Below are 14,889 nucleotides of genomic sequence, written 5' to 3'. Positions count from 1 at the left end.
GAAGAGGTTTGGCGTGAGGTTTACGCCGCCAGGCCTTCGAGCTGCTCCTGCAGCTCCAGCCATTCGGATTCGAGCTGTTCCAGGTCGCGCGAAGCAAAAGCCTGGTCAGCCACCAGGGTCTTGAGCTTGTCCTTGTTCTCGGCATCGTAGATGCTCGGCTCGAGCAGCTGGGCGTCGATCTCGGCCTTCTTCGCGTTCAGCTTGGCCATCTGCTCTTCGAGGCGCTTGACGCGGTTCTCGATGGGCTTCCTGAGCGCCGCCATGCGCTGGCGCGCTTCCGCTTCCAGCTTCTTTTGCTCCTTGCGGTCGACCGGGGCCGCCATTGGCGCCTCGAGCTTGCCGTCCTTCGCAGGGGCAGGCGCCGGCAGGGTGTCAGTGCCCTTGCCGAGCTTGGTCTGGAACAGCCATTCCTTGTAGTCGTCCAGGTCGCCGTCGAAAGGCTGCAGCTTGCCGTCGGCGACGATGATGAACTCGTCGGTCGTGGCGCGCAGCAGGTGGCGGTCGTGCGACACCAGCACCACGGTGCCCTCGAACTGTGCCAGCGCCATGGTGAGCGCCTCGCGGGTCTCGAGGTCGAGGTGGTTGGTCGGTTCGTCCAGCAGCAGCAGGTTCGGGCGCTGCCACACGATCAGGGCCAGAGCAAGGCGCGCCTTTTCGCCGCCGGAGAAGGGCGCGATCGGGCTGGTCACCATGTCGCCCGGGAAGTTGAAGCTGCCGAGGAAGTTGCGCAGCTCCTGCTCGCGCACGTTCGGGGCAATCTTCAGCAGGTGCCACAGCGGCGACTCGTCGTGGCGCAGCATCTCGACCTGGTGCTGGGCAAAATAGCCGATCGACAGGCCCTTGCCGAGCGTAGCCTTGCCCTCCAGCGGCATCAGCTCGCCGGCGACGGTCTTGATGAGCGTGGACTTGCCGGCGCCGTTCACGCCAAGGAGGCCAATGCGCTGGCCGATCTGCAGCGAGAAGTTGACGCGCTTGACGATCGCCTTGCCGCCGACCTTGTCGCCATGCTCATCCAGCAAGGGGTACCCGGCATCGACGTTGTCCAGCACCAGCAGCGGATTCGGCGCGGAGAGCGGCTCGCGGAACTCGAAGGAGAATTCGGCGGCGGCGCGCAGCGGGGCCAGCTCTTCCATCTTGGCCAGCGCCTTCATGCGGCTCTGGGCCTGGCGCGCCTTGGTGGCCTTGGCCTTGAAGCGGTCCACGAAGGATTGCAGGTGGGCGCGGGTGCGCTGCTGTTTCTCGAAAGCGGCGGCGGCCAGCACCAGGTGGGCGGCGCGCTGGCGCTCGAAGGCGCTGTAGTTGCCCGAATAGCGCTTCAGCTTGCGCTCGTCGATGTGCACGACGACGTTGACGATCTCGTCGAGGAAATCGCGGTCGTGCGAAATGATGATCAGGGTGCCCGGATAGCGCTTCAGCCAATCCTCCAGCCAGATGATCGCGTCCAGGTCCAGGTGGTTGGTCGGTTCGTCCAGCAGCAGCAGGTCGGAAGGGCACATCAGGGCCTGCGCCAGGTTCAGGCGCATGCGCCAGCCGCCCGAGAAGCTCGCCACCGGCTGCGCCATCTGCTCCAGAGAGAAGCCCAGGCCCAGCAGCAGCTGCTCGCCGCGCGACTGCACCGTGTAGGCGTCGGCATCGGCGAGCAGACTGTGGATTTCGCCCAGGCGCATGCCGTGGTCGTCCGCATCCGGATGCGCTTCCAGGTCAATGAGTTCGGCCTGCAGGCGGCGCAGGTTGACGTCGCCGTCGATCGCGTATTCCAGCGCTGGACGGTCCAGGGCCGGGGTCTCCTGGGCCACGTAGGCCATGCGCCACTTGGCGGGGAAGTCGATGGCGCCCTGGTCCGGGTGCAGCTCGCCGCGCAGCATGGCGAACAGGCTCGATTTGCCGGCGCCGTTGGCGCCGATCAGGCCGATCTTGTCGCCCGGGTTGAGGGTAAGGTCGGCGTCCTCGAGCAGCGGCTTGGTGCCGCGCATCAGGCTGACGTTCTGGAAGCGGATCATTGCAAACTTGTAGTGTTATGTAGGGTGGACGGCTCTGCCGTCCGCGCGTTCAACTTTCGGATGCGCTGTGACGACGCAGTCTCTAGCTGGACGCGCGGACGGCGAAGCCGTCCACCCTACGAAAAGCGTTAAACGGTATTACTTGGCCTGCAGCTGTTCGGCGGTCAGCAGGAACACGGCGTCGTCACCGGCGCTAGTGCTCAGCCAGGTCAGCCCCAGGTGCCCGAAGGCCGCTTCGGCATAGTCGCGCTCGTTGCCGATCTCGACCACGAGGATGCCTTCCGGCGTCAGGCGCTCGGCCGCTCCTTCGACGATCTTGCGCACCAGGTCCATGCCGTCCTCGCCGCCCGCCAGCGCGATCTGCGGCTCGCGCAGGTATTCCGGCGGCAGCTTGCCCATCGAGATGCTGTTCACGTAGGGCGGGTTGGTGACGATCAGGTCGTAGCGCTTGAAGGGCACGTGCTCGTACAGGTCCGATTCGATCGGGTTGACGCGGCCTTCGAGCTTGTATTCGCGGATGTTGTGCTCGGCCACGGCCAGCGCGTCCTTCGAGATGTCCACCGCGTCGATCACGGCATTCGGGAAGGCGTCGGCCATCATGATCGCCAGGCAGCCGCTGCCGGTGCACAGTTCCAGCACGTTCTCCACGCTTTCCGGATCCTGCACCCAGGGGCTGAAGGTCTGCGGGATCAGTTCGGCGATGAAGGAGCGCGGCACCAGCACGCGTTCGTCCACGTAGAAGTGGTAGTCGCCCAGCCAGGCTTCCTTGGTGATGTAGGCGGCCGGCACGCGCTCGGTGACGCGGCGCTCGATCACTTCCATCACCTGGATCACTTCGTCCGGCAGCAGGCGCGCGTCCAGGAAGGGATCGAGCCGGTCCAGCGGCAGCTTGAGGGTGTGCAGGATCAGGTAGGCGGCTTCGTCGAAGGCCTCGGCGCTGCCGTGGCCGAAGAACAGGCGGGCAGAGTTGAAGCGGGTGATCGCATAGCGCAGCAGGTCGCGCGGCGTGCTGAAAGTGGTGTTGGTCATGGCCTTCTCCCGGTTTTTATTGCTCGTTACTGGGCCAGCAGCTGTTCCAGCGTGCGGCGATAGATGTTCTTGAGGGGATCGATGTAGCGCAGCTCGATGTGTTCGTCGATCTTGTGGATGCTGGCGTTCGGAGGCCCGAATTCTATCACCTGCGGGCAGATGCGGGCGATGAAGCGGCCGTCCGAGGTCCCGCCCGTGGTCGACAGCTCGGTCTGCACGCCCAGCTCCTCGAAGATGGCGTCGCACAGCGTGTCCGACAGCAGGCCTTTCGGCGTCAGGAACGGCTGTCCGGATAAAGTCCACTGCAGTTCGTAGTCGAGCCCGTGGCGATCGAGGATGGCGTGCACGCGCGCTTCCAGGCCGTCGGCGGTGCTGGCGGTGGAAAAGCGGAAGTTGAAGTCGATCGTCACATGCCCCGGGATCACGTTGGTGGCGCCGGTGCCGGCCTGGATGTTCGAGATCTGCCAGCTGGTCGGCGCGTAGTATTCATTGCCTTCGTCCCAGGCCTCTAGAGCCAGTTCCGCCAGCGCCGGCGCGGCCTGGTGGATCGGGTTGCGCGCCAGGTGCGGGTAGGCGATGTGGCCCTGGATGCCCTTGATCACCAGGTGGCCCGAGAGCGAGCCGCGGCGGCCGTTCTTGATGGTGTCGCCCAGCACGTGGTTCGAGGTCGGTTCGCCCACCACGCAATAGTCCAGGGTCTCGCCGCGTTCTTCCAGGCGTTCGCAGACCACCACGGTGCCGTCCACGGCCGGGCCTTCCTCGTCGCTGGTGATCAGGAAAGCGATCGAGCCTTTGTGGTCAGGATGGGCGGCGATGAATTCCTCGCAGGCGACCACCATGGCCGCGATCGAGGTCTTCATGTCGGAGGCGCCGCGGCCATACAGCTTGCCGTCGCGGCGGGTTGGCACGAAAGGCGCGGAATGCCACTGGTGTTCGGGGCCCGAAGGCACCACGTCGGTGTGGCCGGCGAACACGAACACGGGTGCGGTCGTCCCCTTGCGCGCCCACAGGTTGGTGACGCCGTTCGATTCGATGGTCTCGCAGTGAAAGCCCAGGGGCGCCAGCAGCTCCTTCAGGCGCTCCTGGCAGCCCTTGTCGTGCGGGGTGACCGAGTCGAGCGCGATCAGCTCTTCGGTCAGCAAGAGGGCGCGCGAGGGTTTCATGCAGCGTCCTTGAACTTGGCCGCATAGGCATCGGCCGAGAAGCCGACCGAAACCGGGCCGATGCCCTGCAATACCGGGCGCTTGATGACGGACGGGTTCTCCAGCATCAGCTCCAGCGCGCTGGCCTTGTCGGTGATGTGCGCCTTGCGCTCGTCCGGCAAGTTGCGCCAGGTCGTGCCCTTGCGGTTGACCAGGGTTTCCCAATCCAGCTGTTCGAGCCAGCCGGCCACCAGTTCACGCGTCAAGCCTTGTTTCTTGAAGTCATGGAACGTGAAATCGTGGCCGTTGTCCGCCAGCCAGGTGCGGGCTTTCTTGACGGTGTCGCAGTTGGGGATGCCGTAGAGGGTCGTGGTCATGGTGCGTCAATCCTTGCGCCTGCGCGAATGCGCAGGGAGATGGTATTTTGGAAAGGCGGCAAGGATAGCACAGCACGCCCCCTGCGAGGATTCTACACAGGGGCGTTTTTCCGCAGCGGACGGAAGAAATGGCTCAGTTGTTGAGCGTGAATTCGGTAAAGGACGCTCCCGGCGGTTCGTTGCCCGGTTTCTTCTCTTCCTCCCCCTGCACCTGGCTTTCCGGCCCATTGTTGAGCAGCCAGAGCAGGTTGGTGGCCGAGTCGGCATTGGCCAGCGCTTCTTCCTGCGTCACCAGCCCATCCTTGACCAGCTTGAGCAGGGCGGTTTCAAACGATTGCGAACCTGGCGACAGGCTCTTGTCCATCGCTTCCTTGATCTGGCCGATCTCGCCCTTTTCGATCAGGTCGGCGATGTAGCGGGTATTGAGCATCACCTCGACCGCGGCCTGGCGCTGGCCGCCGGCGCTTGATTTGATCAGGCGCTGCGAGACGATCGCCTTTACGCTTGACGCCAGATCCTGCAGCAGGGCGGCGCGGTTCTCGATCGGGTAGAAGCTGATGATGCGGTTCAGCGCGTTGTAGCTGTTGTTGGCGTGCAGGGTGGCCAGCACCAGGTGGCCGGACTGGGCGTAAGCCAGCGCCGCCGCCATGGTTTCCTTGTCGCGGATCTCGCCGATCAGGATGCAGTCGGGCGCCTGGCGCATCGAGTTGCGTAGCGCCGTGGCGAAGCTGGTGGCGTCGCTGCCGATTTCGCGCTGGTTGACGATCGACTTCTTGTTCTTGAACAGGTACTCGATCGGGTCTTCCAGCGTCAGGATGTGGCCGGTGCGCTGTTCGTTGCGGTGGTCCAGCATCGAGGCGATGGTGGTCGACTTGCCGGAACCGGTGGCGCCCACGACGAGCAGCAGGCCGCGCTTTTCCATAATGAGTTCGGAAAGCACCGGCGGCAGGCCCAGTTCGCCGATCGGCGGGATATTCGCCGGCACGAAGCGCAGCACCGCCGAGATCGAGCCGCGCTGGCGGAAGGCCGACAGGCGGAAGCGCCCCAGGTTGGCGACCGAGACGCCCATGTTGAGTTCGTTCTCGCGCTCGAGCTCCTGCATCTGTTCCGGCGAGGCGATTTCGGACAGCAGCGAGATGATGTTGTCGGGTTCGAGACGATGCTGGTTGATCGGGATGAGATTCCCGTTGATCTTGATGTGCACCGGCGAGTTCGCGGCGAAGAACATGTCGGAAGCGTTCTTCTCCTTCATCAGCTGGAACAGGCGGTCCATGGCCATGGCATCGTCTCCTAATGTAGTGGTGCTCTACTGCCGCTTGACCGCGTGGGCAGGTTCCCTGCCCACGCGGTCAGCAAGTGCATCAGTCGCCGCGCAGCAGCTCGTTGATGCCGGTCTTGGCGCGGGTCTTGGCGTCCACGCGCTTGACGATCACGGCGCAGTACAGGCTGTACTTGCCGTCGGCGGACGGCAGGCTGCCCGACACCACCACCGAACCCGACGGGATGCGGCCGTAGCTGACTTCGCCGGTTTCGCGGTTGTAGATCTTGGTCGACTGGCCGATGTACACGCCCATCGAGATCACCGAGTTTTCTTCGACGATCACGCCTTCGACGATCTCCGAACGGGCGCCGATGAAGCAGTTGTCTTCGATGATGGTCGGGTTGGCCTGCATCGGTTCCAGCACGCCGCCGATGCCGACGCCGCCCGACAGGTGCACGTTCTTGCCGATCTGGGCGCAGGAGCCGACGGTGGCCCAGGTGTCGACCATCGCGCCTTCGTCGACGTAGGCGCCGATGTTGACGTAGGACGGCATCAGGACCACGTTCTTGCCGATGAAGCTGCCGCGGCGGGCGACCGCCGGCGGCACCACGCGGAAACCGCCCTTGGCGAAGTCTTCCGGGGTGTAGTCGGCGAACTTGGTCGGCACTTTATCGTAGAACTGCATGCCGCCGCCACCGGCGACCGGCACGTTGTTCTCGAGGCGGAAGGACAGCAGCACGGCCTTCTTGATCCACTGGTTCACGACCCAGTCGCCGCTGCTTTTCTCTGCCACGCGCAGGGTGCCGGCATCCAGGCCGGCGAGCACGTGGGCGACCGCGTCGCGCAGTTCGGCTGGGGCGTTGGACGGGCTGAACTCCGCGCGCTGTTCCCACGCGGTGTCGATGATGTTCTGGAGTTGTTGGGTCATGATGATTCTCTAGTTAGGTATGGTTTGGTGCCGGCCTCACAGGCTCTTGCAGAACTCGACGATGCGGTTGGCGGCTTCGAGTCCTTCGTCGACGCTGGCTACCAGCGCCATGCGGATGCGGTTGCGGCCCGGGTTGAGGCCGTGCGCTTCGCGTGCAAGATAACTGCCTGGCAAAACCGTCACATTATATTCGGCGTACAGGCGGCGTGCGAACTCGGTGTCCGACAGCCCGGTGCGGCGCACGTCGGCCCACAGGTAGAAGCCGGCGTCGGGCAACTCGACGTCCATCACGCCCTTCAGGAGCGGGGTGATCAAGTTGAACTTCTCGCGGTACAGCGCGCGGTTGTCCTGCACGTGGTGCTCGTCGTTCCAGGCAGCGATCGAGGCCGCCTGGATCGGCGGCGACATGGCGCCGCCGCTGTAGGTGCGGTAGAGCAGGAATTTCCTCAAGAGCTGAGGGTCGCCCGCCACGAAGCCCGAGCGCATGCCCGGCACGTTCGAGCGCTTCGACAGGCTGGAGAACACCACCAGGTTCGCATACGGGCGCGCGCCGTTGCTGCGGCCCAGCTGGTGCGCCGCTTCGAGGGCGCCCAGCGGCGGGGTCGTGCCGAAGTAGATCTCGGAATAGCACTCGTCCGAGGCGATCACGAAGCCGTGGCGCTCGGACAGCTCGAACAGCTGGCGCCAGTCCTCGAGCGTGAGCACGGCCCCGGTCGGGTTGCCCGGCGAGCAGACGAACAGCAGCTGCACGCGCGACCAGACCTCATCCGGCACGCTGGCATAGTCGGGCGCGAAGTTGCGGCCGGGTTCCGAGTTGACGTAATAGGGCGTGGCGCCGCTCAGGTAGGCCGCGCCCTCGTAGATCTGGTAGAACGGGTTCGGGCTCATCACCAGCGCATTGCCGCGGGCGCCGTCCACGACGCACTGGGCAAAGGCGAACAGCGCTTCGCGCGAACCGTTCACCGGCAGCACCATCGTGCCCGGGTCGACCGCCGGGATGGCGTAGCGGCGCTCGAGCCAGCCGGCGATCGCCGCCCGCAGCGGCTCGCTGCCGTGGGTCGTCGGGTAGACCGACAGGCCGGCCATCGCATGCATCAGGGCCTTCTCGATGAAGGCGGGCGTCGGGTGCTTCGGTTCGCCGATACCGAGGCTGATCGGACTGTAGGCGGGGTTCGGGGTCACGCCGCTGAATAACTGGCGCAGCTGTTCGAAGGGGTAGGGGTGGAGCTGGTCGAGATGTGGATTCACGTCGATTACCGTCAATGAGCGGCCTGGGTGCGTTGGCTATTCGGACAATTATAGCCCTTGCCTGCGGATGCGATGGCGAGGACAGCAGTTCGTGAGGGACGGGGCGGATGCTAGACTGCGCCTTGCCCTTGAGCGAAGGAGTTGTTTTTGAGAATGCGTCTTTCTGCCCTGATTTCTTTCCTGAAATTTTTGATTCCCCTGGCCTTTGTATGGCTGCTGCTCGCGTCCATACTGCCGGCTGCGGCAGCCGGTCCCCTGTTCGCGGCCGAGCCCGAGACCGCGGCCGCGCCCACCCAGGCCGACCTGCTCGGCCGCGAAACGCCGCGTTCGGCGGTCTCCGGGCTGATCCGGGCCCTGGCCGAGGGAGACTACGACCGCGCCGCCCAGTACTTCGACCTCCCCGCGAACAGCAGCCGGCAGCGTGCGGCCGCTGCCGCCAGGGCGCGCGAGTTCCAGGCCCTGCTCGACAGCGGCGGCTCGCTGGAACCGTATGCGGCCCTGTCGAACGACGGCCCCGGCAGGATCGGCGACGAGCTGCCCGTGGACCAGGAGCGCATCGGCGAGATCAGGACCAGGGGCAGGACGATCCCGGTCCTGCTCAGCCGCGGCGAAGAAGAGGGCCTGCAGATCTGGCGCATCTCGCGCGAGACCGCGACCGCGATCGCGGCCGTGGCCGAGAAATCGACCGCCGTCACCGATGCCCAGCGTCCGCAATTCACCGTGGCCGGCGCGCCGCTGGAGGACTGGGGCATGCTGGTGGGCCTGGGCGCGCTGGTCTTCGGCGGGCTGTGGCTCGTCGCCACGATCCTGGTCGCCCTGATCCGCCGGCTGGTAGCGGACCCCGCCGCCAACGGCGCCTACCGCTTCTTCGAGGCGGCCTTGCCGCCGCTCAGCCTCCTGGTCGCCGTGTTCGTGTTCTTCGAATGGGCCGAACGGCTGCCGGTCGCGATCGTGGCGCGCCAGACCCTGCTGCGCTACACCGGCATCCTGCTCTTGATCGCTTTCGTCTGGTTCGGCCTGCGCCTGCTCGACGCCGTCGCCCAGCTCGCCATCACGCGCATGCAGCGGCGCGGGCGGCGCCAGGTGGTCTCGGTCATCGTGCTGGCGCGGCGCACCGCCAAGGTGGTGCTGCTGCTGTTCTTCGCCATCGGCCTGCTCGACACCTTCGGCATCGATGTCACGACCGGCATCGCGGCGCTCGGCATCGGCGGTATCGCGCTTGCCCTGGGCGCGCAGAAGACCGTGGAGAACCTGGTCGGCAGCGTCACCGTGATCGCCGACCGGCCGGCCCAGGTGGGCGACTTCGTCAAGGTCGGCGACGTGATCGGCACGGTGGAAGACATCGGGATCCGTTCGACCCGCCTGCGCACCCTGGACCGTACCCTGGTGACCATCCCGAACGGCGATTTTTCGGCGCGCCAGATCGAGAACTACGCCGCGCGCGACCGCTTCCTGTTCAACCCGGTGATCGCGCTCGACCACCGCACCCCCGCCGCCAGGCTGGCGGAAGCGGCCGGCATCGTCCGCCAGGTCCTGCTCGATCACGAAGAGGTCGGCGAAGGATCGCGCGCGCACCTGGGCCGGATCGGCGAGCGCTCCTTCAATATCGAAGTGTTCGCCTACATGGAAGTGCCGGATTTCGAGGCCAGCGTGCGCACGCGCGAAGCGCTGCTGCTGGCGATCGTCGAGCGGCTCGAGGCGGCCGGGATCGCGCTGGGGTTCCAGGCCCAGACGGTGGTGTTCGCGCCGGAGCAGCTGGCGCTGCTACAGCCCGGCGCCGTGGACGAGCCTTGTCCTGACCCTGTCCCGGGGGCGTCGAAGACCTGACGGAACAGGACGGACTATGTCCGTTTTCGCACGGAAGCGGCGACCGGGCGGCGCTATGCTGGTGTCAAGACATCAACAGCATTTCACCGAGCATGAAGACGCCGACCATAGCAGCCCAAGGCCCAGCAGCGCAGGATGCGCCGGCAGGCGCCGACGATGGGCGCCGCGCCGCGCCCCTGTCGCTCGCAGCATGGAAGGAATTCGTCAGCGTGGCCAAGCCCTACTGGCTGGGCGAGAAGCGCAGGCAGGCCTGGACCCTGCTGGCCCTCTTGATCGTGCTGATGCTGGTCGAGACCAAGCTGGCCGTGATGCTCAACGAGCAGGCCGGCGAGATGACCTCCGCGCTGGCGGGCAAGGAAGACGGCCGCTTCTGGACCGCGGTGCGGGCCTGCCTGATGACGCTGGGGTTCGCGGTGCCGGTCTATGCCTTCTACTACTACATGCGCGACCGCTTCGCCAACCAGTGGCGGCGCTGGCTCACCGGGCGCTTCCTGGACGGCTACCTGAAGGGGCGCAAGTACTACCGGCTGGGCGCCGAGGGCGACATCGACAACCCCGACCAGCGCATCAGCGAAGACATCAACAGTTTCACGGGCCGGTCGATCCATTTCCTGCTCATCTTCCTGGGCTCGATCATGCAGCTGGTGGCCTTCAGCACCGTGCTGTGGTCGATCTCGCATCTGCTGGTCGGGGTGCTGGCGGTGTACGCGCTGACCGGCACCGTGGTCGCCCTGTACGTGTTCGGCACCCCGCTGATTCACCTGAATTTCTGGCAGCTGCGGCGCGAGGCGGATTTCCGCTTCAGCCTGATGCGCCTGCGCGAGAACGCCGAGTCGATCGCCTTCTACCGCGGCGAAGCGCAGGAGCGCGCCCATATCGACGGCAAGTTCCAGCAGGTGATCGACAATTTCGCGCGCCTGATCCGCAAGCAGTGTTCGCTCAACCTGTTCCAGCGCACCTTCAGCCAGCTGACCCTGGTGCTGCCCTTCATGATCCTGGCCCATGGCGTGCTGTCGGGCGAGCTGGAAGTGGGGCGGGCGGTGCAGGCGGCCGGCGCCTTCACCGCGGTGCTGGCGGCGGTGGGCGTCATCGTCGACAACTTCGAGAGCCTGAGCCGCTTCGTGGCGGGCATCGGGCGCCTGCAGGCCCTGTCCAGGCTGGTGCTGCCCGAAGCAGGGTCCGGCGCCGCCGCCGGGCAAGCGCGCATCGAGACGCGCCAGAGCCGGCAGCTGGTGCTGGAATCGCTGACGCTGCACCCGCCGCAATCGGAACGGGTGCTCATCAAGGAGCTGTCGCTCGCCTTGAAACCCGGCGACGCGCTGCTCATCACCGGCGAGAGCGGCTGCGGCAAGAGCTCGCTGCTGCGCGCGATCGCCGGCCTGTGGCACGAGGGCAGCGGCACCATCCACCGTCCGGCCCTGGACCGGTTCTTCTTCCTGCCCCAGCAGCCCTACCTGCAGTCGGGCACGCTGCGCAGCCAGCTGCTCTACCCCAGCGCGCATGCCGACCTGAGCGACGCGCAACTGCTGGACATCCTGCGCGAGGTCCAGCTGCCGCGCCTGGCGGAGCGGGTGGGCGGACTGGATGCGGTGCACGACTGGGAAAAGCTGCTGTCGGTCGGCGAACAGCAGCGCCTGGCCTTCGCCCGGGTGCTGGTGCACCGGCCGACGATCGTCATCCTGGACGAGGCGACCAGCGCCCTCGACGCCGCCAACGAGGCCTCGCTGTACGCGCGCCTGCGCGAAAGCGGCGCCACCCTGATCAGCATCGCCCACCGCGCCGCGGTGCTGCGCCACCACACCCATGTGCTGTGCCTGAAGGGGGAGGGAGCCTGGGAAGTGCACGAGGCTGCCGGCTTCCGCTTCGACGGGCCGCCTGCCCAGCCGGCCCAGCCGGCGCCGCAGCTGCGCGAGCTGGCTGCCGCCAAATAGGCCGGCGCGGGCGCCAGCCCGATCATTCTTGTACCTGCGGCGGCGCAGCTGCGCTATCCTGTTGATGTTTGGCAATACCCGTTTGCCATCTCCACGCCGACCCATGCAGACAGGACTTCACGACCCGCTGATCCTCGCCATCGACAACGGCACCCAGAGCGTGCGCGCCCTGCTGTTCGACCTGAAGGGCGACATCGTCGCCAGGGCGCAAGTGCCCTTGCTGGACTACCGCAGCGAGCATCCCGGCTGGGCCGAGCACGACCCCGAGGGGTTCTGGCAGGCGCTGTGCCAGGCTTGTGGCCAGCTCTGGACCCAGCCGGGCGCCGACCGTACCCGCATTGCCGGCGTGGCGGTGACGACGCAGCGCGGCACCGTCATCAACGTCGACCGCGAAGGCGCAGCACTGCGGCCGGCCATCACCTGGCTCGACCAGCGTCGTACCGATGTGGTGCCGCCGGTCGGGCCCCTGTGGCGCACCGCCTTCAGGCTGGCGCGGGTCCACGAGACCATCGATTACCTCCGTGGTGAAGCCGAGATCAACTGGATCCACGCGCACCAGCCAGAGGTCTGGCGGGCGACCCACAAGCTCCTGCTGCTGTCGGGCTACCTGAACTGGCGCCTGTGCGGGCGCTTCGCCGATTCCTCCGGGTCGCAGGTGGCCTACCTGCCGTTCGACTACCGGCGCCGCAGGTGGGCCGGGCGGCGCGACTGGAAATGGCAGGCGCTGGCGGTGGAGCCGCGCATGCTGCCCGAGCTGCAGGAGCCGGGCATGCAATTGGGCAGCATCAGCGCACAGGCGGCGCGGGACACCGGCATCCCTGCGGGCCTGCCGCTGCTGGCGGCGGCCGCCGACAAGGCCTGCGAAGTGATCGGCGCCGGCTGCCGCGCGCCCCACGTCGGCTGCCTGAGCTACGGCACCACGGCCACCATCAACACCACCACCACCCGCTACGTCGAGGTGACGCCCTTCGTGCCGCCGTATCCAGCGGCGATTCCCGGCGCCTATAGCCTAGAGGTGCAAGTGTTCCGCGGCTACTGGATGGTCAACTGGTTCAAGGAGCAGTTCGGCCACCATGAGCAATCGCGCGCGCTGCTGGAGGACGTGGCCCCCGAGCGCCTGTTCGACGAACTGGCCAATGCGGTGCCGCCCGGCTCCATGGGCCTGATGCTGCAGCCCTACTGGACGCCCGGCATCCGGGTACCGGGGCGCGAGGCCAAGGGCGCCATCATCGGTTTCGGCGACGTCCATACCCGTGCCCACGTCTACCGCGCCATCCTGGAAGGGCTGGCGTATGCGCTGCGCGAAGGGAAGGAGCGCATCGAGCGGCGCTCGGGCACCCGCATCACCGAACTGCGCGTGTCGGGCGGCGGCTCGCAGAGCGACGCCGCGATGCAGCTCACCGCCGACATCTTCGGCCTGCCGGTCGCGCGCCCGCACGTGTACGAGACCTCGGGGCTGGGCGCGGCGATCGATGCCGCCGTCGGGCTGGGCCTGTACCCGGACTTCGCGGCGGCGATCCGGGGCATGACGCGGGTGGGCAGGGTGTTCGAGCCAATTGCCGCCAACCAGGCGGTCTACGACCGGCTGTACCGCGAGGTTTACCTGGGGATGTACCGCCGGCTTCAGCCGATGTACCGCGACATCGCGCGCATCACGGGTTATCCGAAGCCTGTCTGAAGCACTGCGCCGGAACGACGGTCTTGACGTTGACGGAAACGTCAATCGGCGCGGCTAGGGAACCATCGCTCGCTGCATGGTTTCCCATGCATACCCGCCTTCCACCGCCCGCACCTGGTTGCGTCCGGCGGCCTTCGCTTCGTACATGGCGCGATCAGCAGTCAGGAACAGCGAGCGGATGTCGTCGAACTGGGTCGGCACGAAGGTGGCCGCGCCGATGCTGACGGTGACGTAGGCGGAAGTGGTCGAGCGCGGGTTCGGCACGAGCAGACGTTCGATGCCTGCGCGGATCGACTCGGCGACGGATACCGCGCCCGGGTGCGCGGTATCCGGCAGGAGCAACACAAATTCCTCGCCGCCGTAGCGTGCCGCCAGATCGGTCGCGCGCAGCGCATGTGCCTCCAGCGTCTTCGCTACCGCCTGCAGGCACTGGTCGCCTGCAGCATGGCCCAACAGGTCATTGAACAGTTTAAAGTGGTCGACGTCCAGCACCAGCAGCGACAGGGGCCGTGCTGTACGGATCGCACGCTGCCATTCCTTGTCGAGGCAGGCGTCGAACTGGCGACGGTTGGCAATCCCGGTGAGCGGGTCAGCCAGCGCTGCGCGCTGCAGGGCGGTCTCGGACTGCTTGTGGTGACTGATATCGTGCAGGAGGGCGACGTACAGCTGTTCGCCCTGCGCCATCGGCGAAAGGTTCAGGTCCATCGGCCGCAGGCTTCCATCGGCCTGCCGCAACAGCACTTCGCGGGTCCCGCGGCAGATCTCCAGGGCCGGATCGCGCGGCAGTGTGTCGCGGCGGTCGAAATAGGCCGCGTAATCGTTTGCCGCAGGCTCGGTCAGCAGTTCGGCCAGGGGCCGGCCGGCCAGTTCTGCCTCCGTGTACCCGAGCACACGCTCGCTCGCCGGATTCGCATACTGGATGCGGCCGTCTGCGCCGACCAGAATCAGGCCCTCGTCCATGCCTTCGACGATCATTCTCAGGCGTCGGGTTTGGCGCTTCTGGTGTTCACTGCTGGACTGGGTCTGCAATTGTGAGCGCACGCGTGCCTTGACTTCCGGCAAACGCACGGGCTTCGAGATATAGTCGACCGCGCCATGGTCGAAGCCGGACACCACGTCGTCCGTCTCGTTGCAGCCACTAACGAAGATGATCGGGATATCGACTGTCTCGGGATGTGCCTTGAGCCGCCGGCATGTTTCGAAGCCGTCCATTCCGGGCATCATCACGTCAAGGAGGATCAGGTCGGGCTGCACCCGCCGGGCCAGGTCGATGGCGCGCGGACCGGAATTGGCAAGGAAGGTGTGGTATCCCTGGCTGCGCAGCATTTCGTTGAGCAGATCGAGACTGTCGGGCACGTCGTCGACGATCAGAATCCTCGTCTGGCGGACTGGCATCGAAAAGGCGGAGCAGGGGGAGTTCATTCAGTTGCAGTGTTGCCGAAAGGTAAGACTGCAACGGATGATACTC

General features: G+C 66.3%; 11 protein-coding genes. 3 read left to right on the top strand and 8 right to left on the bottom strand.

Annotated features, from left to right (window positions below; all coding sequences use genetic code 11):
- Nucleotides 1-20: 20 nt before the first annotated feature.
- The 7 genes from YWC_RS0101545 to dapC form a co-directional block, all read right to left on the bottom strand.
- Complete coding sequence (locus YWC_RS0101545; protein ID WP_027863801.1) at nt 21-2,000, bottom strand: ATP-binding cassette domain-containing protein; 1,980 nt, start codon at nt 1,998-2,000, stop codon at nt 21-23.
- A 138-nt stretch (nt 2,001-2,138) separates the two neighbouring features.
- Entirely contained in the window at nt 2,139-3,029 is an 891-nt protein-coding gene (gene prmB / locus YWC_RS0101540; protein ID WP_027863800.1) for a 50S ribosomal protein L3 N(5)-glutamine methyltransferase, read from the bottom strand.
- Nucleotides 3,030-3,055: 26 nt separating this feature from the next.
- The gene (dapE, locus tag YWC_RS0101535) at nt 3,056-4,192 is read right to left on the bottom strand and encodes a succinyl-diaminopimelate desuccinylase (protein ID WP_027863799.1); all 1,137 of its coding nucleotides are present in this window, start codon (nt 4,190-4,192) and stop codon (nt 3,056-3,058) included.
- The gene (locus YWC_RS0101530) at nt 4,189-4,548 is read right to left on the bottom strand and encodes an ArsC family reductase (RefSeq protein ID WP_027863798.1); all 360 of its coding nucleotides are present in this window, start codon (nt 4,546-4,548) and stop codon (nt 4,189-4,191) included. The genes dapE and YWC_RS0101530 overlap by 4 nt, the downstream gene beginning before the upstream one ends.
- Before the next feature lie 133 nt (nt 4,549-4,681).
- On the bottom strand, nt 4,682-5,827 hold the full coding sequence (locus YWC_RS0101525; protein ID WP_027863797.1) for a PilT/PilU family type 4a pilus ATPase: 1,146 nt from the start codon (nt 5,825-5,827) through the stop codon (nt 4,682-4,684).
- Between the two features lie 82 nt (nt 5,828-5,909).
- A complete protein-coding gene (gene dapD, locus YWC_RS0101520; protein ID WP_027863796.1) occupies nt 5,910-6,737 on the bottom strand; it encodes a 2,3,4,5-tetrahydropyridine-2,6-dicarboxylate N-succinyltransferase in 828 nt (275 codons plus the stop codon).
- A gap of 36 nt (nt 6,738-6,773) precedes the next feature.
- Nucleotides 6,774-7,985: a succinyldiaminopimelate transaminase gene (dapC, locus tag YWC_RS0101515; RefSeq protein ID WP_027863795.1), complete on the bottom strand. Its 1,212-nt coding sequence runs from the start codon at nt 7,983-7,985 to the stop codon at nt 6,774-6,776.
- Between the two features lie 153 nt (nt 7,986-8,138).
- Between dapC and YWC_RS27835 the strand changes: the two genes are divergently transcribed.
- The 3 genes from YWC_RS27835 to YWC_RS0101500 all read left to right on the top strand — a co-directional run bounded on the left by YWC_RS27835 (nt 8,139) and on the right by YWC_RS0101500 (nt 13,421).
- Nucleotides 8,139-9,812, top strand: a complete 1,674-nt coding sequence (locus YWC_RS27835; RefSeq protein ID WP_084416244.1) for a mechanosensitive ion channel family protein — start codon at nt 8,139-8,141, stop codon at nt 9,810-9,812.
- 92 nt (nt 9,813-9,904) lie between these two features.
- A complete protein-coding gene (locus tag YWC_RS27830; RefSeq protein WP_084416243.1) occupies nt 9,905-11,743 on the top strand; it encodes an ABC transporter ATP-binding protein/permease in 1,839 nt (612 codons plus the stop codon).
- Nucleotides 11,744-11,846: 103 nt separating this feature from the next.
- Complete coding sequence (locus tag YWC_RS0101500) at nt 11,847-13,421, top strand: FGGY-family carbohydrate kinase (protein WP_027863794.1); 1,575 nt, start codon at nt 11,847-11,849, stop codon at nt 13,419-13,421.
- Between the two features lie 54 nt (nt 13,422-13,475).
- Here the strand turns inward: YWC_RS0101500 and YWC_RS0101495 are convergent, their stop codons facing one another.
- Nucleotides 13,476-14,843: a diguanylate cyclase gene (locus tag YWC_RS0101495; protein WP_027863793.1), complete on the bottom strand. Its 1,368-nt coding sequence runs from the start codon at nt 14,841-14,843 to the stop codon at nt 13,476-13,478.
- Between the last annotated feature and the right edge of the window lie 46 nt (nt 14,844-14,889).

It is taken from the genome of Massilia alkalitolerans DSM 17462, assembly GCF_000427785.1.
Lineage (GTDB): Bacteria > Pseudomonadota > Gammaproteobacteria > Burkholderiales > Burkholderiaceae_D > Telluria > Telluria alkalitolerans.
Note: the sequence above shows the minus strand (reverse complement) of the source record. Positions and strands in the feature narration are given on the sequence as shown.

What these genes read in the sequence shown, in the direction of transcription:
- YWC_RS0101545 (WP_027863801.1), bottom strand. Translation starts at nt 2,000, where the DNA reads ATGATCCGCTTCCAGAACGTCAGCCTGATGCGCGGCACCAAGCCGCTG.
- prmB (WP_027863800.1), bottom strand. Translation starts at nt 3,029, where the DNA reads ATGACCAACACCACTTTCAGCACGCCGCGCGACCTGCTGCGCTATGCG.
- dapE (WP_027863799.1), bottom strand. Translation starts at nt 4,192, where the DNA reads ATGAAACCCTCGCGCGCCCTCTTGCTGACCGAAGAGCTGATCGCGCTC.
- YWC_RS0101530 (WP_027863798.1), bottom strand. Translation starts at nt 4,548, where the DNA reads ATGACCACGACCCTCTACGGCATCCCCAACTGCGACACCGTCAAGAAA.
- YWC_RS0101525 (WP_027863797.1), bottom strand. Translation starts at nt 5,827, where the DNA reads ATGGCCATGGACCGCCTGTTCCAGCTGATGAAGGAGAAGAACGCTTCC.
- dapD (WP_027863796.1), bottom strand. Translation starts at nt 6,737, where the DNA reads ATGACCCAACAACTCCAGAACATCATCGACACCGCGTGGGAACAGCGC.
- YWC_RS27835 (WP_084416244.1), top strand. Translation starts at nt 8,139, where the DNA reads ATGCGTCTTTCTGCCCTGATTTCTTTCCTGAAATTTTTGATTCCCCTG.
- YWC_RS27830 (WP_084416243.1), top strand. Translation starts at nt 9,905, where the DNA reads ATGAAGACGCCGACCATAGCAGCCCAAGGCCCAGCAGCGCAGGATGCG.
- YWC_RS0101500 (WP_027863794.1), top strand. Translation starts at nt 11,847, where the DNA reads ATGCAGACAGGACTTCACGACCCGCTGATCCTCGCCATCGACAACGGC.
- YWC_RS0101495 (WP_027863793.1), bottom strand. Translation starts at nt 14,843, where the DNA reads ATGAACTCCCCCTGCTCCGCCTTTTCGATGCCAGTCCGCCAGACGAGG.